This is a genomic window from Eubacteriales bacterium mix99 (genome assembly GCA_038396605.1).
In the GTDB taxonomy this organism is placed as follows: Bacteria; Bacillota; Clostridia; order Caldicoprobacterales; family DTU083; genus UBA4874.
Map to the genome: position 1 here is coordinate 530,169 of CP121690.1, position 21,111 is coordinate 551,279.

Annotated in this window: 17 protein-coding genes and 1 riboswitch; of the genes, 6 read left to right on the plus strand and 11 right to left on the minus strand. The window is 48.8% G+C overall.

The annotated features are described in order from the left end of the window. Positions 1-2 precede the first annotated feature (2 nt). Both QBE55_02135 and QBE55_02140 read right to left on the minus strand, forming a co-directional pair. Positions 3-974: an ABC transporter permease subunit gene (locus QBE55_02135; GenBank protein ID WZL78989.1), complete on the minus strand. Its 972-nt coding sequence runs from the start codon at positions 972-974 to the stop codon at positions 3-5. A 46-nt stretch (positions 975-1,020) separates the two neighbouring features. Continuing rightward, positions 1,021-3,987 carry a glycoside hydrolase family 38 C-terminal domain-containing protein gene (locus QBE55_02140; protein WZL78990.1) on the minus strand — a complete coding sequence of 989 codons (2,967 nt, stop codon included), beginning with the start codon at positions 3,985-3,987 and terminating at the stop codon, positions 1,021-1,023. Between the two features lie 371 nt (positions 3,988-4,358). Here QBE55_02140 and QBE55_02145 point away from each other — a divergent pair, with 371 nt between their 5' ends. From QBE55_02145 to QBE55_02155, 3 genes are all read left to right on the plus strand, one after another. Then, the gene (locus QBE55_02145; protein WZL78991.1) at positions 4,359-4,997 is read left to right on the plus strand and encodes a hypothetical protein; all 639 of its coding nucleotides are present in this window, start codon (positions 4,359-4,361) and stop codon (positions 4,995-4,997) included. A gap of 590 nt (positions 4,998-5,587) precedes the next feature. After that, positions 5,588-6,580, plus strand: a complete 993-nt coding sequence (locus QBE55_02150) for an HD-GYP domain-containing protein (GenBank protein WZL78992.1) — start codon at positions 5,588-5,590, stop codon at positions 6,578-6,580. 2 nt (positions 6,581-6,582) lie between these two features. Continuing rightward, a complete protein-coding gene (locus QBE55_02155; GenBank protein WZL78993.1) occupies positions 6,583-7,146 on the plus strand; it encodes a DUF5317 family protein in 564 nt (187 codons plus the stop codon). A gap of 147 nt (positions 7,147-7,293) precedes the next feature. Here the strand turns inward: QBE55_02155 and QBE55_02160 are convergent, their stop codons facing one another. Next, the gene (locus QBE55_02160) at positions 7,294-7,749 is read right to left on the minus strand and encodes an Hsp20/alpha crystallin family protein (GenBank protein WZL78994.1); all 456 of its coding nucleotides are present in this window, start codon (positions 7,747-7,749) and stop codon (positions 7,294-7,296) included. A gap of 457 nt (positions 7,750-8,206) precedes the next feature. On the opposite strand from QBE55_02160, the gene QBE55_02165 reads away from it, so the two are divergent. Further along, a complete protein-coding gene (locus QBE55_02165; GenBank protein ID WZL78995.1) occupies positions 8,207-9,334 on the plus strand; it encodes a Gfo/Idh/MocA family oxidoreductase in 1,128 nt (375 codons plus the stop codon). Positions 9,335-9,408: 74 nt separating this feature from the next. Continuing rightward, on the plus strand, positions 9,409-10,242 hold the full coding sequence (locus QBE55_02170) for a DegV family protein (GenBank protein ID WZL78996.1): 834 nt from the start codon (positions 9,409-9,411) through the stop codon (positions 10,240-10,242). A 92-nt stretch (positions 10,243-10,334) separates the two neighbouring features. On the opposite strand, the gene QBE55_02175 is transcribed toward QBE55_02170, so the two are convergent. The 3 genes from QBE55_02175 to QBE55_02185 form a co-directional block, all read right to left on the minus strand. Continuing rightward, positions 10,335-12,188, minus strand: a complete 1,854-nt coding sequence (locus tag QBE55_02175) for a hypothetical protein (protein WZL78997.1) — start codon at positions 12,186-12,188, stop codon at positions 10,335-10,337. Positions 12,189-12,281: 93 nt separating this feature from the next. Beyond that, complete coding sequence (locus QBE55_02180; protein ID WZL78998.1) at positions 12,282-13,613, minus strand: hypothetical protein; 1,332 nt, start codon at positions 13,611-13,613, stop codon at positions 12,282-12,284. 188 nt (positions 13,614-13,801) lie between these two features. Continuing rightward, the gene (locus QBE55_02185) at positions 13,802-14,704 is read right to left on the minus strand and encodes a LysR family transcriptional regulator (protein ID WZL78999.1); all 903 of its coding nucleotides are present in this window, start codon (positions 14,702-14,704) and stop codon (positions 13,802-13,804) included. A gap of 198 nt (positions 14,705-14,902) precedes the next feature. Between QBE55_02185 and QBE55_02190 the strand changes: the two genes are divergently transcribed. Further along, positions 14,903-16,210, plus strand: a complete 1,308-nt coding sequence (locus tag QBE55_02190; GenBank protein ID WZL79000.1) for a cation:proton antiporter — start codon at positions 14,903-14,905, stop codon at positions 16,208-16,210. A 61-nt stretch (positions 16,211-16,271) separates the two neighbouring features. Here QBE55_02190 and QBE55_02195 read toward each other — a convergent pair whose 3' ends face one another. The 5 genes from QBE55_02195 to QBE55_02215 form a co-directional block, all read right to left on the minus strand. Further along, entirely contained in the window at positions 16,272-17,087 is an 816-nt protein-coding gene (locus QBE55_02195) for an MBL fold metallo-hydrolase (protein ID WZL79001.1), read from the minus strand. A 97-nt stretch (positions 17,088-17,184) separates the two neighbouring features. Further along, positions 17,185-18,006: a heme ABC transporter ATP-binding protein gene (locus QBE55_02200; protein ID WZL79002.1), complete on the minus strand. Its 822-nt coding sequence runs from the start codon at positions 18,004-18,006 to the stop codon at positions 17,185-17,187. Next, on the minus strand, positions 18,007-19,059 hold the full coding sequence (locus tag QBE55_02205) for an iron ABC transporter permease (GenBank protein ID WZL79003.1): 1,053 nt from the start codon (positions 19,057-19,059) through the stop codon (positions 18,007-18,009). 22 nt (positions 19,060-19,081) lie between these two features. Further along, the gene (locus tag QBE55_02210) at positions 19,082-20,080 is read right to left on the minus strand and encodes an ABC transporter substrate-binding protein (protein ID WZL79004.1); all 999 of its coding nucleotides are present in this window, start codon (positions 20,078-20,080) and stop codon (positions 19,082-19,084) included. A gap of 120 nt (positions 20,081-20,200) precedes the next feature. Next, complete coding sequence (locus QBE55_02215) at positions 20,201-20,728, minus strand: cob(I)yrinic acid a,c-diamide adenosyltransferase (GenBank protein ID WZL79005.1); 528 nt, start codon at positions 20,726-20,728, stop codon at positions 20,201-20,203. A gap of 170 nt (positions 20,729-20,898) precedes the next feature. Continuing rightward, positions 20,899-21,077, minus strand: a riboswitch (cobalamin riboswitch). Positions 21,078-21,111 lie beyond the last annotated feature (34 nt).

A 21,111-nucleotide genomic window follows, 5' to 3' on the forward strand; every position in this document is an offset into this window, starting at 1 on the left:
CCTTACCAAAGACTGTTGTCGGAAACTTTCTGGCTGACCTTATTTGCCGCTACAATCAGGACAAAGCCCACCAGAGACTGGAACAGACCAATCGCGGTGGTGTATTCAAACCTTGCTCCCAGAATCCCTTCGCGATAGGTATAACTGCCGATGACATCCGAAATGGAATAGGTCTGCGGTGTCTGCAGCAATATGACCTTCTGGAAATCCGAACCCATAATGCCTCCGATGGACATAATCAGCATGATGGTAATCGTGGGGGTCAGGGCCGGCATGGTGATATGCCGGATCTTCTGAAAGCGCGATGCTCCGTCAATCGAAGCCACATCATACAGATTTGGATCAATATTGCTGATGGCTGCCAGATAGAGAATGGTTCCGTATCCCGCGCCTGTCCAGATGCCGGAGCCAATGAAGATGGTCCGAAACCACTTTGGTTTCTGCAGAAACAGAATCGGTTTTTTTTCAAAAAAACTCAGGATCTGATTAAACAGACCTTCCCGTGAACAAAACTGCATCAACATCCCTGCAACAATCATCGTCGACAGAAAGTATGGAAAATAGGAGATAGTCTGTACCGTCTTTTTGAACCTTCTGCCTCTCAGCTCATTGAACAGCAGTGCCAGAACAATGGGAATCGGAAACGACCACAGCAAATTATAAACGCCCAGGGTGACTGTATTTTTGATGGTCCGGGTCGCCATGGGATTGCTGAAAAAATCCATAAAATTCTTCAGGCCCACCCACTCGCTTCCAAGCACCCCCTTTTTCACCGAGTAATCCTCAAAGGCAATGAGTACGCCATACATTGGAAAATAGTTAAATACCAGCACAATGAGAAAACCCGGAAGGGCCATGAGAAGCAGCCATCGCTGCTTCCAGACCAACGACTTCCAATTCTTCCTGGTTCCTGTTGCTCCCGCCCGGACATTTGTCCCGGCAGATTGCGTTTTGGAATTCAAACTGCTTTTCATCTCTTCTCCTTTCCAAACTTCAGGAAGGATTCCTCCTGAAGTTTGCTTATTTGCCTGCCATATCCATGATAAATGTCGTAATCTCATACGGGTTCATATGCAGATGAAGCCTGCGGCCTTCCGGAAGAAGCGTTTGCTCCGGCTTTTCCATCAGGTTGCACAGGGTAACCTTCTCCACCCCTTCCGGAAGGGTAATGCAGCAATCCGTGCATTCCCCATAGGTCTCATACATACGGACCACAATCCCGTCATGCTCTTCTGCCTTTTTGACGGTGGAAAGAATCACATTGTCCTGATCCACCTTTATGAAACTCTCCTCCGGACGCAGGATACCGGTTCCCCTATAGACCTTCAGCGGATTGTTGAAGGCAAGAGCAGTCTGCTCCACCAGGGCTTTGTGCTCATTTCCGACATGCGGATAAAGGGCATAGCGGAAGGTATGCTTCCCCTGATCCGCATCCTTGCCGGGGCTGTTGGTGCTGCGGAGAAGTGCCAGATCCAGCACGTTGTCATAGAGTTTATGACCGTATTTGCAGTCATTCAGCAAAGCCACTCCATAATCTTCACGGGACAGATCCACCCATTTATGGGCACAGCGTTCAAAACGGGAACGCTGCCATGTGGTATTCCGGTTCGTGCTGTACCGAATGTTTCCAAACTGAATGTCGCACGTCACTTCCTCTGCATCGATCACAACCGGGAAGGAAGTCCGGAGCATTTTCTGCTTCTCATGCCAGTCCACCTTCGTATCAAACTGGAGAAGTCTGCTGTCCTGCTGCAGATAGATGGTTTGCTGAAGATCGGAATCGCCAAAGCGGTAATGCTGCTGCATCACTGCATTTACCCCGTCCAGGGAGGCTTTTTGCTCCACCAGTTCAAACGCGCGGGGTTTCTGCTCGTCATAATACACTTCAATGTCCCATGCGTTCCCGTCTTCTTCGTTATAAACGGCCAGCCGGTTTGCCACCTGCCCGTCCGGCAGCACTTCCACTCCGTTCTGCCTGTCAAAAATCGAGACAATGCTTCCGTCCCTGCCAAACCGCACGCTCAGATTTTCATTTTCAATCCGAAGATCTTCGGCCTCCAGTGCGGTGCTCCGTTCCGCCTTGTCAAACTGTCCGGTGGCCGCAAAAGCCGGCACCGTCACCTGATACCATCCGTTATCCTTCTTCAGGTATTCCGTCCGGTCAAATCCCTGGGTATTCACAGCCAGTTCCCCGGCAAACAGGTCTTCATACAGCTCCCTGATCATTTTCAGTGTCTTGTCATAAAGAATCCGATAGCGGGGGACACTCTCGTCATAAACCCGTTTGATGGCGGATCCCGGTATAATGTCATGGAACTGGTACAGCAGTACTTCCTTCCATATATCCGCAATCTCTTCCCGGGGATATTCCTTCCCGCCGTACTGCTCTGCCAGTACTGCCGCAAACTCCAGATCGTGCAGGGCATTTTCCATGTAGCGGTTATATTTCTTGTTGCGGGCCTGGGTTGTAAACGTACCGCGGTGCTTTTCAAGATAGAGTCCGCCCCGCCACTCGGGATATTCCTCCGTGTTCCGGTCAATATCATGAAAGAAATCCCTGGCAAAGCGCTGCACCGTTGGAGACAGTCCTTCCAGGTTCTTCATCCTTTTCAGCTTTTCCAGATGATAGGCTGAAGGACCGCCGCCGCCGTCTCCCACACCGAACAGCGCCAGCGCCTGATCGCACAGGCCCTTCTCATGGTAGTTCTTTTCAATCTTCCTTACCGATGCCGGGGAAGCCTGGCTGTTATAGGTTTCCTCCGGCAGCATATGCGCCAGCACCACAGAGCCGTCCAGCCCTTTCCAGCGAAAGGTATGATACGGAAACGTATTGTGATCGTTCCAGGACATTTTCTGCGTCATAAAATACTTCAGACCGCTTTTCCGCATAATCTGTGGAAGCGATGCCGTAAATCCGAAGCAGTCCGGCAGCCATACATTATCCACTTCCGCATCAAATTCCCTTTTCCAGAATTCCGTGCCGAACAGGATCTGCCGGACCAGCGATTCCCCTCCGGGCAGGTTGGTATCCGCCTCCACCCACATTCCACCCTGAGGCTCAATCCGTCCCTCTTTCACACGTTGTTTGATCCGTTCAAACAGCTGGGGATAATACATCTTCATCCAAAGCAATAACTGTGGCTGACTGACCCCAAAGACATAGTCCCCATAGCGGTCCATAAGCTGATCCACCGTGGAAAGGGTGCGCGCGCCCTTGCGAATGGTCTCGCGGATCGGCCACAGCCATGCCAGATCGATATGGGCATTTCCAATAAAGTTTACCGTCAGGGACGGTGTGCCGCCAACCTTTGCCAGCTCTTTTTCTAAAATTTTCCTTGCGTGCTTTGCCTCTTCCTCCGTGTCATCATAAAAAACATTGATGGAATCGTTCAGCGCCCGGATAATGCTGGACCGCCTCGGCCCTTCCTCCATGCAATGAAAAGCTTCCCTGAGGGTATAGAAATCATAATAAAAGGCCCGAAGCTCCGGATACAGGACCGCCACAAAGGCTTCCTTCAAATCACCGCTGTCCACATAATTGCCAAACAGGTCATTGCAGCCGGCATCCACCCACAGATCAATCCTGCCGTCCTTCGTCCCGAGTAAATCCAGGGGAACAACATGCTTCCGGACTGAACCAAATTCATGAACAACGCTGCCATGAGTCAGTCCGGTCAGGGGTCCGCGCTTTTCATCATAGCAAAGACCTTCCCCGCTTACGTCAATCAGCAGAACCAGATTTTCCCCCTGGCTTTCCGCCGGAATCTCCCCGGTAAAGTGCATCCAGGCGCAGTCAAACAGATCTCCCCAGTGATCCCCCGCCTTTAAATCCTTTTTCTCACCGGTAAACCGATCTTCATAACGAACAGGTTCCCTGGTGATATAAGCAGTACAGTTCAGATCCCCTATTACCTTATAATACTTGTGAACCAGTCTCCCCATAAAATTGTCGATGCGATGCATTGTGTTTTTTTCAAATTGGTACATTGGCCGCCCCTTTCCTGCTGCAAGGTTTTATTTACAATGTAAAATTATATTATCACATATTTGTATATATTTCAAGCAATTTATTGTATACTTTATTGCTTATCATTTGTATTTCCCTCCAAATAGAAGGGGCCTGTTCCGCCCGGAAGCTCATTCAGGAAATTGCGGAAATCCCGGCGCCTGAAAAAGTCACAGGAAACTGTCCTTTTTTTTATTAAAGTGTCAGAAAAAGAAGGAATTGCCTTGCTTGCGGCGAATAAGAAAGTAGAAACGATATATACAATTGTCTATACATTGTGCGCAGTGGAGGATATCCATTATTTATGAAGGCTGTTGGATTATGAGATGGAAAGAGAGGATTATGCGGATTTATGGCGGAACTGGAAAGCATCGAAGAGTATCAGCAACTGTTGAATAAGATCCCCGGAGTTCTGTCTTCCAGAATTATTACGGATGACCACTCAAATATAACAGATGTACATGTCCTTTCTACTACCAACCGCGGGCCAAAGCAGATTGTCCGGGATGTTCAGTCTGCCATGCTTGCAAAATATAATGTATCCGTGGATCACAAGATCATCAGTGTCGCTCAGATAGAGGATAAGAGTGTCACCAAACGGGAGATCCGGCTGGTGATCGAAAGTATAAAAATGCAGAGTGAACAGGGAAAGGTGATGGCCAGCGTTATTCTGTCCAGCGACGATCAAACCTTTGAAGGGATTGCTTCCGGGGGGAATTCCGCAAGAGGACGTATGCGGGTGGCAGTATCTGCCACACTACAGGCAATCCATCGGTTTCTGAACAAGGATTTCGTATTTTTATTATCCGATGCTGTGGAGGTCCATCTGGCGGATCGTCAGGCAATCGTTGTTTCCATCCTGCATATTGCAGACTTCGGCGAGGAGTATCTTTGCGGATCCGCCATGATCAAGGGCAACGACGATGATGCCGTTGTAAAGGCCACATTGGATGCGGTCAACCGGAGGTTATACCAGCATTATTCCAGATAGCAAGTATCATGATTGCCTATAAGCCAAAACATCGACAACAATACAGCGGAGCGGATATAGCCTGTCTGTCTAGCGAAGGACAGAGATTGAAAAATAGGGGGGCTATATTCCATGAAGAAGATTGGAGCATCGGTATTGACATTGGTTACGAGTTTAGTATCCTTGTTACTTGCCAGCGGTGCAATGTTTTCTATCAGATAACGGATGAGACATAAAATACATCGATGTTTTGGCTTTCTTTATCATTAAGGGGAATTGCTTCAATGAATAGAAAGCTATTGTTTACTATATCTGCTTTGAGTATCATCAGCCTGTCCCTTACAATATACTGTATCTTACAAGTCAAAAGTATAGACATTTGGAATCTGATATACTGGATTGTCCTGACTTCCCTGCTTGAATCCTTACCAATATATATAAAAGAAGACCGGGCAGTCAGTGTGAGCTTTGCCGTCCTGCTGGCCTGCCACCTTAACAACGGTCCCTATTTTACTGCATTGGTAGCATCCTGTGGAAGTGTTTTGGTATTTATAAAAAATCAGGATGGTACCTGGAAGCATCCCTTTAATTTACCTTTTTATAAGACGTTGATGAATTACTCGAATTTTACGATATCCATATTTACTGCCGGGGTTCTCTATGACACATGGATCAAAACATACCCCGTATTTATCAATCCCATCCTGAACATCGTTCTGATCTTTCTCTATCTGACCGTGGTTTTTTTGCTGAACTCCACCATCATGGCACTCTATACATCCCTTATGCGGAAAAAAGCATTTCAGAAAACCTGGACCAGTGAGACATTGTGGGCTTATCCCAATTTTATAGCCATCGCTCCCCTCGGCTACTTTCTCTCCGTTCTGTACCGGATCCCAAACGGTTCCCTCTATGTTCTTCTGCTTCTTGGCCCGCTTTTGCTGGCCCGTCATTCCTTCAAGCTGTACCTGGATTCCAGGGAGCAGTATTACAAGACCATCCGGACGCTTACTGCGGCCATCGAAGCAAAGGATAAGTATACGGAAAGCCATTCCAAACGGGTGGAATACTACGCGGGGCGCATTGCCCGGAAACTGCGGGTTTCGTCCGGAGAAGCCGAATCCATCCGTACGGCTGCCTTGCTGCACGACATAGGCAAAATAGGGATCAGGGACTCGGTCCTTTCCAAACCAGACCGGCTTTCCGATGAGGAATTGGCAATGATCCGGCAGCATCCCGGCATAGGAATAAAGATCCTGGAAGAGGTCACTTTCCCGGGACATGTAAAGGACGCCATTCTCCACCATCATGAAAGATACGACGGTGACGGATACCCGGATAATCTGAAAGGGGATCAGGTCTCCAGGGATGCTTACATTCTGGCCGCAGCGGATGCCTATGATGCCATGACTTCGGACCGGCCTTATCGGAAAGCGATGTCCAGGGATGCCGCCATTGAAAACATCAGAAAGGAAAAGGGTGCCCAATTTCATCCCGATATAGCCGATGCCCTGATCTCCGTCCTGGAAGAAGAAGGTGCAGTCGATAGCGAAAAAAGGAAAGACGGGAAAGAGAGAAAAAAGCAGAAAGGAAAAGATACGTAAAAATGATATTGCTGATCCTGTTGTTTGTCGCCGCCGTCGGCATTGGCCTGATCCGGGGCGGCAGGATATCCAATCTGACCCATATTAAAATCAGGCGTCCGTGGCTGATCTTTCTATCTGTTCTTGTCGAATATATTTTGATCTATCTGATGAGAAATACGTCCCGGATCACCCAGCCCCTGGCATGCCTGTTTCTGTTTTTACAATATCTTCTGCTGTTTCTGTTTTTATGGGAGAATCGGATGCTTTCATACATCTGGCTGATTGGCATGGGCAGCTTTCTGAACTTCCTTGTCATCCTGGTCAACAAGGGCTCCATGCCCCTGTCAAAAGCAGCCATGACGGTGGACGCCAATTCCAGAAACATGCAGTATCTGGCAAATGGTAAATACCTGACCTATCACATTCTGAACAGCAACTCAAAACTGTGGTTGCTTGGAGATGTTATTTTTGTCCCTCCCCCGGTCCAATCCTTTCTCAGTATCGGAGATATAATTCTGTTCCTCGGTATCCTGCTGCTGATTCAGAATATCATAGCGGGAAAACCGGAAAGAAAAGCGTCGTGACAGATAAAGTGTCTCCTCCTTCCCATTGGAGTCAACAGATGAACACAAAAAAACAGGATGGATCCGGTCCACCCTGTTCTGCTTTATTTTTTTATCCTCTTTTTGGAGGCTGCTGTTTTATCCGTTGACTTTCATCAATTGCTTTCATCAATTGATTTGAATCCGGTGATCCCTTTTCTTCTGTTCTTCCGCCTTTGGCAAAGTCAGTGTCAGGACACCATTTTCAAATTCTGCCTTTACATCCTCCGGCTTGATACCATTTACGTAAAAACTTCTGCTCATGGAGCTATATCTGCGCTCCCTGCGAATGTAGTTCTTATCCTTATCCTCCTCTTCGTTGTGATCTTCTCTCTGAACGGCAATGGTCAATCTGTCGTCCCGCAGTTCTACATTGATTTCATCCTTTTTCACACCGGGCAGTTCTGCTTCAACGACATAGTCATTATCATTCTCCCGGATATCAACCTTCATCTGATCATTGGAATCATACAGGCTCGGGAAGTCGCTGAAGAAGTTATCGAACCAATACTCCGGATCGAAAAAGTCTCTTGCCCTCTGAACATCCATATTCCTTCTGTTACGATACGGTGTTAATCCAAACATAACCATTCCTCCTGTTTGTATTTTATATCCTGTCAGGAAAAGTCATCTCATTTCATTCCTTTTCATCTTCTGCCTTTGACTTTCCTTGACCTTCAGTATTATTTATATCACCTCTCGCGGAAAATCACAACAGTAAAATTCAGCCTTATATCTTAATCTATACGGTTTATCTAAATATATCTGTTTATATCTCTTATTATCTCTTTATTTCATGCTATTTTAAAATAAATTCATCCCCCAACAGCAATTGATCCTGTAAAGCGAACTTCCAATGCATGCCATGGGACTTAAGATTGATAAATCACCATATAAATTGACAGCCTCCTCCTGTGCCTGTATACTGATTAGGATCTCCAGAAAGTGTATTTGAGCCAATATTTTCACATTCTTTGCCCGTACCATGATAAAATGGCATAAAAAGATAAGAATAAAGAAAAAGAAGAAGGAGGTACTCAGGATGAAAGAATATGGAATTGGAATCATTGGCTTTGGTTTCATGGGAAAAGCCCATACTTACGGGTATCAGACCATTCCGTTTTATTACAGAAATTTGCCCTTCCGGACTAAACTTGTGGGCGTCTGCACTGCTCATCCGAAAACAGCACAGCAGGCAAAGGAGCTTTACGGCTTCTCCTTTGCAACCACGGACCCCAATGAGATATGGAACCATCCTTCGGTGGACATCGTTCATATCTGCACTCCCAATGTGTTTCACAAAGATCAGGTGATCCGGGCATTACAGGCCGGAAAGCACGTCTACTGTGAAAAGCCGCTGACCACCAGCTACCGGGATGCAAAGGAGATCGTATCCATCCTGGACGGGACAGATGCCATCACCCAGATGACATTTCAGAACCGCTTCCTTCCTGCTGTCCTGCGGGCAAAGGAGCTGTTGAAGGAAGGCAGGCTGGGACGGATCCTTTCTTTCCGTGCGTGCTATCTGCATTCCGGTTCCGTGGACCCGGATCAGCCCATCGGCTGGAGACAGGACAAGGCAATGGGCGGCGGAGTTCTTTTCGACCTGGGATCCCATGTGCTGGATATCATCTATTATCTGATCGGCAAATATCAAAGTATTCTGGCAAAGAACACCGTTCTGTACCCGCAGCGTCCGGCTCCGGACGGCACAAGAAAAGAGATCACTGCAGAGGATCAGTCCCTGATGCTGGTTCAGATGAAAAATGGAAGTACCGGGGTAATCGAAGCGTCGAAAATCGCCACGGGAATGAACGACGAGATGCGATTTGAAATTCATGGCGACCGGGGAGCCATCCGGTTCCATCTCATGGATCCCAGTTATCTGGAGTTTTATGACAACACAAAACCGGATCAGCCCATCGGCGGAGAAAGGGGATTTACCCGCATTGAAACGGTCCAGCGTTTTCCCGAGCCGGGCGGGGCATTTGTTTCCCCCAAGGCACCCATCGGATGGATCCGCGGACATGTCCACTGTCTCTACAGCTTTCTGAACTGCGTTTATGAAGGCAAACAGGCCAGCCCTTCCCTGCGGGACGGAGCCTATATTCAATATGTCATGGAAAAGGCCTTTGAGTCCGATCGAACCTCCCGCTGGGTGGAACTATGACCAAAGGTTTTCTTGTTCTCCTCACAGGTTCATGTTAAAATGGAGTATACCGACTTGAAAAAAGGGGTGAAGGAATGAAATTTAAAATATTGGCAGACAGCAGCTGTGATGTAACAGAGGATTTACAGAAAAAAACAGGCGTTGAGCTGATTCCGCTCACCATGCGCCTGGGTGAAAAAATATACAAAGATGATAAAAGCCTGGACATCAGGGAATATATTAAAGCCATGAAGGAATACAAAAGCCATCCGAAAACCTCCTGCCCGTCCATTCAGGATTTTATGGATAAGTTCCGGGAAGGTGACAATGTCTTTGTCGTCACCATTTCCTCCAGGCTCAGCGGGACCTATAATGCCGCCGTACAGGCAAAAAATATCATCCGGGAAGAGCTCAGTGATAAATTTATCCACGTTTTTGATTCCAAAAGTGCTGCAATCGGCGAAACCATGGTTCATCTTAAAATTCATGAATATATAAAGAAGAATCTGGAAAACGCCGAAATCGTGGAAAAGGTCACCCGATATATTGAAGAGATGAAGACCTTCTTTTTGCTGGAGGACCTGGACAACCTGACAAAGGCCGGCAGGCTGAATCCCATTGTAGCCAAAGCGGCAAACATTCTTTCCATCAAGCCCGTCATGGGCGCCCATGACGGATCCATCCGCCTGGTCAGCAAGGTAAGGGGCTACAAAAGGGCGTTTCAGCGCCTGATCGATGTTATAGGGGAGGAAGGAACCCATCTGGAGGACAAGGTATTGGGCATCTCGCACTGCAACTGTCTTCACAGGGCGCAGAGACTGAAGGAAGAGATCCAGAAGAGATACCCCTTCAAGGACATTATCATTGCGGAAATGGGAGGCCTCAGTTCCACCTATGCGAATCAGGGCGGATTGGTCATTGCATTTTGACAAGTGGTCTGTTAAAATTCGGCCTGTTAAAATTCCAGACATACGAAAGTCCGGCAGCAAACTCTGCCGTGACAGGATCCCGATAGATGGGTTTATTCCCTGGTATCCGATGGGCCGGCGGACAGCGCATTCATTTCCGCTTCGGGGATATCCATTCCTGCCATCTTCATCAGATAAACGGCATTCCGGGTATTGGAAACGCCTTTCCGGAGTTTGTAGTCAAAAAGGAGTTTCCCTTCCCGGTAATATTCCCGGAAATGATAGTTCCGGATTCTGCTGTCCTCCTTTTCCAGATCCCCCAGCTCCACATCATGGGTGGACACAAAGCCGACGGCTCCTTCCGAGCTGAGCAGCTTGATCAAAATCCGCGCTCCGGTATGCCGATCCCGGGAATTGGTCCCCTTGAAGATTTCATCCAACAGGAAAAAGACCGGTTCGCCCCTCTTTGCCGCTTCAATCATTCGCTTGATCCGAAGAAGCTCCGCGTAAAAGGAAGAAATCCTGCCTTCCAGATCATCCCGGACCCGCATGGAGGTATAAAGATTAAATACCGTACAATGAAACTCCTTCGCGCAGACCGGAGCACCCGCATAAGCCAGTACCAGATTGATCCCGACAGTACGCAGCAGCGTGCTTTTCCCCGACATATTGGAACCGGTGATCAGAAAGACCTGTCCACTTTTCATCCGGTCTATGTCGTTGTATACCCTGTCTTCCGGCAGCAGCGGATGCCCCGCTTCCGCAGCAAACAGAAGGGAACGGCCGTCCCCGTAAATCCTTGGCACCGCCCAGTCCGGATGATCGTAATACAGGACGGCCAGACTGCACAGTGCTTCCATCTCCCCCAATGCTTCGATCCAGTCCCGGATCCGATCGCCGGATTGTTCCTTCCACTTCTCCAATACCAACATGCATTGATAGTCCCACAGAAAAAGAATGTTGATGAGCCAATATAACTGGCTGTACCGGACGGCGGTCCGGTCCATGATTCTTTCCAGCCTCCTGATCTGGCGGCATGCCGTTTCGCCCTGTTCATTGCGCAGTCTCTGCTGCAGCTTAATTAAATACGCGGAATGGAATTCCTGATCTTCTATTTTTCCCAGCATGGCCCGATCCATTTTGATATTGCCGAGAAAGGGGGCGACCACGTCCAGGATCTGCCTTCGTTCTGAATAATGATAAGCCGTCAGTCCCATCTGAAGGAGAAGAACCAGATAGGGAATGAAAAAAGGAAAAGCAGGAAATACAAAGGCAGCTGTGAAAAAGAGAATCAGCAGCAGCGGCAGACCCTGAATCAGCCAGCGGACAACACGTCTGTGATATTGGGGATTGCGCTGCTGTACCCATTGATAAAACGGCTGTGGATCCTGAAGTTTGTCTGCAGAAAGCAGCGCCTCCGCCTGCAGCTGCTGCCGCCAGTCCAGAAGCCCGGCCAGTTCCTTTGCCACTGTCTGACGTTCCCGGATTTCCTCCGGCTTTTTGGGCGGATCGGTAAGCAGCTTTTTCAGGGCATTCCTGCCGGCAAAGGTTTTTGCCGTATTCATCCACTGAAACAGGGAATTCCGGCCAAACACATCCAGATCCTCTGAAAAGTCATGTTCCGGATCCCGATAGTCCTCGCCGATATCCTCAAACGTCCTCCATGCCCCATTCAGCCGTTTCAGGGAATCCCCATTGATCTTCCTCAGAACATCGATACGCTCCTGCTCATGTTTCAGGCGGTTATGCCGGACAACAAGATACAGGAACAGCAGCATGGCAGGCAGAAATACGGCAATGCCCAGCGCTTCTTCTTTTCGGAAATACAGATACAAAGATCCGCCGAACCCAATCAGTGCCGTCAGCAGTCGGAAATTGCTGATCCGATTCAACCGGGATGTTTGATCTTCCCCTTGCTTTTGGTACTCTTTTGTTCTTTTCTCATATTCCGATCCGGGATTGTTCAATCAAAAACCTCCAATGTCCTTTCCGTCCAGGGTCCGCTTTTCACAAAACGGTGATTGCTGCTTTTCAATTGCTGTTTTCCATCCTGGCTGAAATTAAAGTTTCGCCAGGGCGGCAATCGCGGAGCCGGTCAGATTGGCGTTTTTTACCTCGACAAATGTATGATACTGTCCCAGCTTGTCATTCAGCCAGGTCTTCATATAGCGCTCCACCCTGCCTGGAAAATCCTTTGTCTTATAGAAAGTGGAACCATCTGCCGTAATGCACACCGGCCTTGCGGGATCCTTTCCCTTCCCGGTCTTCATAACAACAGCGGACAGATTGACAGCAGACAGCTTGGCCGCTCTCTCAATCAGGGAATCTATCAAGAAATACAGGGCAGTACGATCATTCCTTCCTTCCTCCGGATCCGGACTGCAGAAACCGGCCAGCAGGTTGTCTCCATAAGGGGCATGCAGAAAATCGTCGGCCTCCTTGGTGCTCAGTGTCAGAATGCTCCGGATGGCATTGGTCAGTGCTTTCGAAAACATTCCTTCCTCCGCAGCGTCCCGTAGCAGGGTGTATGCAAGGCCTCCCAGGTAGGCGCCGGAAATCTTCTTTTCAAAGGTGGACTCCCCCGGATTCACAGTGGTTGCGTCAAATTCCCCGTCGATCTTTCCGGACGGGGATTTCGCATAGGCTCCGGATTCCATATTGATCACCATGGTGTCGTAGCTCCTGCGTGCTTCCCGAAGCTTCCCGATATTTGCACCTTCCTCAATATAACTGGTATTGGTGCCGGTACCCAGGATGTAGCCCACAAAACTGTCATAATGCATTCTGGAAAAAGCTGCTTTTCCTCCAAGCAAGGTGGCAACAGTATCGTTCAGCAGGACAATACGCTTCGGCTCCGTCACTCCTTCGCTTTCAAGCGTCTTCAGGATCCCTGCCCCCACAGACTGTCCGATCATATTCTGAACCCGGATCTCCTTGCTGAAACGAATTAATCTGCCGTCCCCGTTGGGAAGGATATCGGTGGGATAGGAGAAGCAAAATCCGATTTTATTGCTCTTGTGGATCACTGGTTTCAAATACTCCACTGCCGTATGAAAAAACTCATCCCGGTCCACTTCTTCTCCGGCTCCGGGCATGGGATAATTTTCAAAATCATCAATGACAGGTTCCTTGTTCGCATCAAAGGAAACCACAGCGATCCGAAAATTGGTCCCTCCCGCATCCATTACAATCACCGGTTCATTGGATGGGATATCTTCCGTCATGGGAATATAGGTGGGCAGCATATCCAGACAACCCTCATCTCCATCCAGCCCTTTCTGCATATCCTGCAGGAATGTCCTGCATTCCTTCATAAAGTCCATGCTCTCATGGTCCATTCCGTTTTTCTGCAGAAAGCTTTGAACTTTTGCCCTGATTTCCTTCTCCGTCACTTTTGTACCCCTTTCGCAAGCATTCTTGTGTTCAGACTTTTCATTCAATATTATATAGGAGATCTCACAAAAATTATATAGGAGATCTCACAAAATGCAATATGGAACCTTGCCTGTCCCCCTGCCCATGGGAGCATTACCCGATATAGGGGCAGGAAGCCTTTGTCTGGCAAAATTATATCATATTTCTAGGAAGCGTAGAACCCTTTTACCTTTCTGTATTCCTTCATAATATTGCGCAGGATATCCACATGCTTGAAATCATTGTGATACAGAATATTGACTTCCCGTATCATACTGAGATTCTCAATAGGCAGAACCGTGATCTTCCCCTTCTTCAGCTCATCCAGACACACACTGCGGGAGAGGATGGAAACGCCGATATCCCGCCGGATCAGATCCTTGATCGTTGCAATGTTATCCACTTCCATGATAACATTGAAATCATTGAGAGACAGATTATGGCTTTCCAGTTTCGCCGTAAAAAGATTCCTGGTCCCGGAGGACGGACTGCGTAAAATCAACGGCTGCTGTTTCAGCTCGTCGATGGTTACCATGCTTCTTTTTGCCAGAGGATTGTTATTCGATACCACCAGCACCAGAGAATCGGTATCCAGCAGCAGGGAATGGATGCTTTCATCCTCGATCCTCCCTTCCACAACAGCCAGATCCAGCTCATAATTCTTCAGCTTTTTATAAAGATTATTTATGGAGTCAGTGACTATTGTTATGTTGGTGCCCGGACTCTTTGCACTGAATTTGCCCAGCACTTCTGCTACAGCATTGCTCTCCGACGTGTGTGTCATTCCAACGGTCAGACGGCGGATATGATGCTGTTCATCCTCGATGTCCTGTTTCATGGACTCATACAGACTGATCATCCGCCGGGCATACTGAATGACGATATACCCCTCATTTGTGGGCTTTATCTTGTTCCGGACACGATTGAATATTTTGATATCCAGATCCTTTTCCAATTGTTTGATATGCTGGGTTACAGCCGGCTGCGTCAGGGAAAGATGCTCTGCCGCACGGGTATAACTGTTATACTCAACCACTGCCAGCAATGTATACAGTTTTGGATCAATCATTCGTTTCCCCTTCTTTATAACATATCATTATTGACTGCTAATAATTCATAAATTTACTTTATGCTATCAGGCAACTATAATAGTAACATAAGTTCAACGATATCGCAAGAATTCCTGTCTGGCTTGAACAGTCTGAGGGAACACCTGTTGGATACTTTGATATATTATAAATTATTTCTATTTAGGGAGTGTACGTCGATGGTCTATCCATTCAGTCAATTAAATAATACTACAACGGTTCTTTTAACATTATCCATAATACTGCTGGCCGGTTTTTTGCTTACCCGCATTACAAAGAAGGCAAAGCTTCCCAACGTCACAGGCTACATCATTGCCGGCATCCTGATCGGGCCCTATGTCCTGAAGCTGATTCCGCTGGAGATGGTCGGTAAAATGGGCTTCGTCAGTGATATTGCCCTGTCATTTATTGCATTTGGCATCGGACGGTTTTTTGTAAAGGAGTCCTTCAGGGAAACCGGCATCGGCATCATCGCGATTACCCTGCTGGAGTCTTTGATCCCCGGAGTCCTGATCGCCCTGTCCCTGCGCTTTCTGTTTCATCTGGACTGGAGCTTCAGCCTGCTTTTGGGAGCCATTGCCACAGCCACGGCGCCTGCCAGCACCATGGTTACCATTGGTCAGTACCATGCGCGGGGGCCTTTTGTCAATACCCTGCTGCAGGTTACCGCATTTGATGATGCCGTGTGTCTGATTGCCTTCAGCATCGCTTCTGCTGTGGTCAGCGCCGAATCCGGAGCAAATCTTTCCACATGGGATATCATTTTGCCGATCCTCTATAACATCAGTGCTTTGGTGCTCGGTTTTGTATGCGGACTGATACTGAGCAAGCTGATGACGCCGGATCGAAGCGAGGGCAATCGTCTGATACTGACCATCTCGCTGCTTCTCGGCATTGCAGGTTTGTGTGCAATCGTCGATGTTTCTCCCTTGCTTGCCTGCATGGTATTTGGCACTACGTATATCAACATGACAAAGGATAAACAGCTGTATGATCAGATGGAGAACTTTACACCGCCTATTTTGTCCCTGTTTTTCGTCATATCCGGAATGAACCTGGATATCACCTCCTTTCAAACCCTGGGAGTGATTGGAGTAGCCTACTTCTTCATTCGGATTATCGGAAAATATCTTGGCGCCTATCTGGGATGCGTGGTGGCAAAGTCGCCGAAATCCGTACGGAATTATCTGGGGATGGCATTGACCCCTCAGGCCGGAGTTGCCATAGGACTCGCTTTCCTGGGACAGAGAATCCTGCCGGGCGCAGAAGGCAACATGCTTCTGACCATCATCCTGTCCTCATCGGTTTTGTATGAGCTGATCGGACCTGCCTGCGCAAAGTTTGCCCTGATCCGTTCCGGATCCATCCCAAAGGAAAATCTGGAGACTGCAAAGGGGAAAGCCGTATCCGCCAGCGAGTCCGTGCCGGACAAGACACAGAATGAAAAGAAGCCGGACCAAAAACAGGACACTGTAATCAATTCATAACCATCCCCGTACCTCTTATAAAAAAAGCACCTTTGCAGGTGCTTTTTTTATACTTCAAAGTTCAGAACTCCACTGTAAATCCGTCATAGGCTGCCAGGAATCCATTTTCCGAAGCAGCTTTCTCCAGCTGCTCATGGGTCAGTCTGCCGTTATGGGACAGATGGTTCAGGACAAATACCGTGTTTTCGTCCACACAGCCGGCCGCTCTCATATCGTCCCGCATCCCGATGTCATCCTCCAGGCCCATATGGTACTTTCCGTCCCTGGACCGCCCGGATGTCACATCAAAAAATGCACAGTCCAGATGTGTATTCCGGACCATCTCCATGCTCCGCTCCGGAAGAAAACCGGAATCATGTCCGTAAAACAGCCGCTTTCCACCCGCTTCGATTATGTATACAAAGCATTCGAATCTCTGGTCATGCCGCGCCGTCAGGGGGGTCACACGAAGCTCACCCACCGGATAGGTATGATAAGCCTCCCAATAGTGGACCTTTATGTAATCCCTGCTTGCCTCCGAAGGAAATTCAGGGTGCTCTTCCTTCAGGGAGCCTGGTCCATACACATTGAGACAGGAGCCCTCCGCAGAATAGGCAAACGGAGGCCGCCGATATTCCAGATCGTTGGGATAAAAATGATCATCATGGGGATGGGTTATAATAATATGTTGAATTTTATGAAAATCAATATGATACCTCAGGGAATGCAGATAGGAATCCATCGGAAAATCAATCAGATATTTGTCATTGATGATGGACTGTGACCGTGTACGGATCTCCCTGCCGCCGGCCCTCCGTGCATGCTCACAGACAGGGCAGTTGCAGAATATCCCCGGAATTCCTTCTGCTGCAGCTGTCCCCAGAATTTGAACCTTCATGATGCTTTTCTCCTCTCTGACCATTTATGCCATATAATGATGTCAGGATTCCGTTTCCGGTTTCCCCCCTCATTATCCACGAATTCCACTGCTTTTGTCAAATCCCCTTTGCATAAATGATATAGGGCTTTCCCGTGACGGGGTTATTTACAATGCAGCTGTCCAGACGATACACCGTCTCAATGTTTTTCCTGGTCAGGACCTGCCAGGGAGTGCCCTGGCAAACGATCCGTCCTTCGTTCAGCAGGATCAGGAAATCGCTGTACCGGGCAGCCAGATTGAGATCATGCATCACCGATATGACGGTGCGCTTTCTGTCCTGCGTCAGGGAGCGCACCATGTCCATCAATTCAATCTGATGGTGCAGGTCCAGCTGGGACACCGGTTCATCCAGCAGCATGACGGCCGTATCCTGTGCAAGGGCCCTTGCGACAAGAGCCCTCTGCCTTTCGCCGCCGCTGACTTCATTGATGCTCTTTCCCCTGAAATCCCAGGTGTTGGTCAATCGCATGGCGTGCTCCGCAGCAGCCATGTCCTCCCGGCTTTCGGACCTCAATCGCCTGATATAGGGGTTTCTCCCCATCAGGACGATATCCCGGACGGTAAAATCAAAATCAATATAGGTATTCTGCGGAACAACAGAAAGCTTTCCTGCCACATCCCGGGTGCTCAAATCCATAATGTCCGTACCATTCAGGAAAACGGAACCGGCTGCAGGCTCCAGGCTTTTTGCAATATTCCGGAGCAAGGTTGTCTTGCCCGATCCGTTGGGACCAATGATGCTGTAGAGCTTTCCTTCTTCAAAAGACAAAGTGATATCGGAAAGAACCCGCCGGCCGCCGTAGCTCCAGCTCAGGTCACGGACCGCCACCGGATATTGTGCCGGATCTGTGCTTTTCTCCTGATTCCCGGATTCCACTCACATCACCTTCTTTTTGTTCCGATGCAGCAGATACACAAAGAACGGCGCGCCAAACAGCGAAGTCACAGCCCCAACAGGGATTTCAGACGGGGGAATCAGATTCCTTGCCAAAGTATCGCACAGCACCAGAAAAACAGCCCCCGCCACCGCGGAAAACGGAATTACCGCTCTCTGGTCAGATCCCAGTACCAGTCGAATGGAATGGGGCACGATCAGGCCTACAAATCCGATCACGCCGGCAGTGGAGACACAGCAGGCGATGATAAGGGAAGAGAGCGCCAGCAGAAGCTTTTTCACCTTTTCCACTTCAATGCCCAGACTTTTTGCCGTTTCCTCTCCGGTGGACATGGCATTCAGATCTCTTGCAAAGGCAAAGAGAACGACGGAGCCCGACAGCACCACCGGAAAGAGAATCCTCACCTGACTCCAGGTGGCTGTCGCCAGGCTGCCCATGGTCCACATGACGATCCGATCCATCTGGTCCCGATGAAAGAACATCATGATATTGACCAGGGAAGACAGGAAAAAACCCACCGCCACTCCAGCCAGAATCAGTCCCAGCGTCGGAATCCGATTTCCGATTCTGGCAATCCGATAGACCAGCAAAGTCGTCAGAAGAGCTCCCGCAAAGGCAAACAGGGCGATAACTCCCATGCCGCCCACCATTCCGCCCCATCCCAGGACAATGGCTGCCGTGGCACCGGCAGATGCGCCGGATGAAATGCCGAGAATATAGGGATCCGCCATGGGATTCCGAAACATGCTCTGAAAGGTGGAGCCGACAACAGAAAGCCCGGCCCCGATCAGGGCCGACAGGAAAATACGCGGCAGCCGCACATTCCACAGTATCATACGGGAGGAAGAACGTATGGAACCGACATCCGCAAGCCGGCGCAGCAGGGGAACCCCCGATACCATAATGCGAAGGGATTCCAGAAAGGAAATGTCTGCGGCCCCCAGGGTGCCGGATAAAATCATCAGGAAAAACAAGACAATCAGAGCGATCAGAAACAGGATCCCGTATTGTTTCTTCTTTTGTAAAAAAGTCATGGCAATTTCCTCGGTTTCTCTTCTATTTAAAAGCTTCCGGATGAATGTATTTGGCGATCTCCTTCAGACCATCCGCCAGCCTCGGCCCCTGAATTTCCAGCTTATTCTTGTCGATTTCAAGTATTTTGCCGTTCTTCACGGCATCCAGATCCTGATAACCGTTGGCCGTCTTCAACTGCTCCTTGTGATGGTCGGCCTTGGAGCAGATCAAAACATCCGGATTTTTTTCAAGAAGTTTTTCCAGACTGTAATTCCAGCCTTCCACATCATCGGCTGCATTTTTTCCGCCTGCCATCTCAATCATCTGACCGACAAAGGTATCCTTTCCGGCAGTATAATCTCCCATTTCTCCGAATCCCACCACATAGTACACACTTGGCTTTTCCTTTCCCTCCACCCGCTTTTCCACATCCGCAACCGTTGCCTTCATATCATCTATGATCCCGGATGCGGCTTTTCGGGCATTGAAAAGGCCTCCGATTTTTCCGATTGCTTCATAGGCGCCGTCAAAACTTTCTTCCCCGTACAGTATCACAACCGTCTGGCCGGCGTCCTCCAGCTTCTGAAGCACTTCCTTCTGGAAATGGGCGGAAGCGATCACAACATCCGGTTCCATATCCACAATTTTTTCGATATTGGGGCTCATCAGATCCCCGATGGACTCAATCTGCGCAGCTTCCTCCGGATAGCTGCAGTAATCCGTCCGGCCGATCAGCTTATCCTGCTGCCCGAGAGCAAAGACAATTTCCGTAACGGCAGGAGAGATGGAAACCACTTTCTGAGGTTCTTTTTTCAGCGTTACCTTCCGATCAAAGGAATCGGTAATGGTGAAGGGATAAATTGTCTCTGCACTCTCACTTTGTTTTTTTGTTTCCGTTATTTTTGTTCCGCCGGCACCATCGTTCCCCTTTTTGTCACTGTCCTGTCCGCAGCCGGCCAGCAAACCGGTAAACATCAGCAGGAAAGCCATCAGGATGGATAATAACCTCGATGGATTTGCCTCTTTCTTTGTTCTTCTCATTTTTTGTCTCCCTTTCTGTTATCCTGAGATTTTCCTGTATTCCTTCCATCATGGATTCATCCCGGATTCCATATTTGATCCCTGCCTTTTGTTGTGCCACGCAGACTGGGAGAATACTCTTCAATTCTCTATTCCCAACCGGGCTCCAATCCCCCGCTGAAATGGATGCTTCACTTCCCGTATCTCGGAAACATAATCGGCTGCGTCCACCAGTTGGCCCGGAGCATTCCGTCCGGTCAGAACAAGCTCCAGCCGATCCGGTTTGTCCTCAATCAGCGCCAGAACATCCTCCTGCCGCACCATCCCGGTCGTAATGGCCGCCATGATCTCATCCAGAATCAGCATGTCCCATTGATCCGTCTTCATTTGCTTCAGAGCATATTCCAGCTGCTGGTTCTGAAGAGCCTCTGATTTCTTTCGCTCCTCCTGACTCATATCCCAGGTAAATTTGCTCATGAATCTGCCCCGGTTCACTGTAAATCCTTCTCCCAGTTTATCAATGGCAGTCAGCTCTCCGCTTTCCATTCCTTTCAGGAATTGTACCATCAGGACTTTCTTTCCCCTGCCCCATGCGCGGAGCCCCAGGCCAACGGCAGCTGTGGTCTTTCCCTTTCCGTCACCGGTATAAATATGGACCAGGCCTTCCATTTTAACACTCCTTCCCTGTTATCCTTAATTGCCCTTCCTTTATTTTCCTTCTTCTTGCTATGGAGTTTGATCCTCCGGCTGTATTGCAAATAAAAAAGACCATACTCCTTCAAAAGGAACATAGTCCTGGTATGATCGTAATCCCATGCCTATTTCCTTCCCTCCGAAGGACTGCATTTTTTCATCCGGGCAGGTCTCCTGGCTGACGGGTCATTCTCCTCCCTCCTTCCCGGCAAAGGAACTGCCAGTGGATATCAGGATTTGTCTCCGTTCACAGTAGCGGGGGCTGCAGCGGATTTTCACCGCTTTCCCTATTAAACCTTTCGGTGCCCTGAATGAATCGGCCCCAAAACGGGCCGGACATTTTCTGCTTTTCCATTCTA

Excerpts from the sequence above, each read along its gene's own strand:
- QBE55_02135 (WZL78989.1), bottom strand. The coding sequence starts at position 974 with ATGAAAAGCAGTTTGAATTCCAAAACGCAATCTGCCGGGACAAATGTC.
- QBE55_02140 (WZL78990.1), bottom strand. The coding sequence starts at position 3,987 with ATGTACCAATTTGAAAAAAACACAATGCATCGCATCGACAATTTTATG.
- QBE55_02145 (WZL78991.1), top strand. The coding sequence starts at position 4,359 with ATGGCGGAACTGGAAAGCATCGAAGAGTATCAGCAACTGTTGAATAAG.
- QBE55_02150 (WZL78992.1), top strand. The coding sequence starts at position 5,588 with ATGAATTACTCGAATTTTACGATATCCATATTTACTGCCGGGGTTCTC.
- QBE55_02155 (WZL78993.1), top strand. The coding sequence starts at position 6,583 with ATGATATTGCTGATCCTGTTGTTTGTCGCCGCCGTCGGCATTGGCCTG.
- QBE55_02160 (WZL78994.1), bottom strand. The coding sequence starts at position 7,749 with ATGTTTGGATTAACACCGTATCGTAACAGAAGGAATATGGATGTTCAG.
- QBE55_02165 (WZL78995.1), top strand. The coding sequence starts at position 8,207 with ATGAAAGAATATGGAATTGGAATCATTGGCTTTGGTTTCATGGGAAAA.
- QBE55_02170 (WZL78996.1), top strand. The coding sequence starts at position 9,409 with ATGAAATTTAAAATATTGGCAGACAGCAGCTGTGATGTAACAGAGGAT.
- QBE55_02185 (WZL78999.1), bottom strand. The coding sequence starts at position 14,704 with ATGATTGATCCAAAACTGTATACATTGCTGGCAGTGGTTGAGTATAAC.
- QBE55_02190 (WZL79000.1), top strand. The coding sequence starts at position 14,903 with ATGGTCTATCCATTCAGTCAATTAAATAATACTACAACGGTTCTTTTA.
- QBE55_02195 (WZL79001.1), bottom strand. The coding sequence starts at position 17,087 with ATGAAGGTTCAAATTCTGGGGACAGCTGCAGCAGAAGGAATTCCGGGG.
- QBE55_02205 (WZL79003.1), bottom strand. The coding sequence starts at position 19,059 with ATGACTTTTTTACAAAAGAAGAAACAATACGGGATCCTGTTTCTGATC.
- QBE55_02210 (WZL79004.1), bottom strand. The coding sequence starts at position 20,080 with ATGAGAAGAACAAAGAAAGAGGCAAATCCATCGAGGTTATTATCCATC.
- QBE55_02215 (WZL79005.1), bottom strand. The coding sequence starts at position 20,728 with ATGGAAGGCCTGGTCCATATTTATACCGGTGACGGAAAGGGAAAGACC.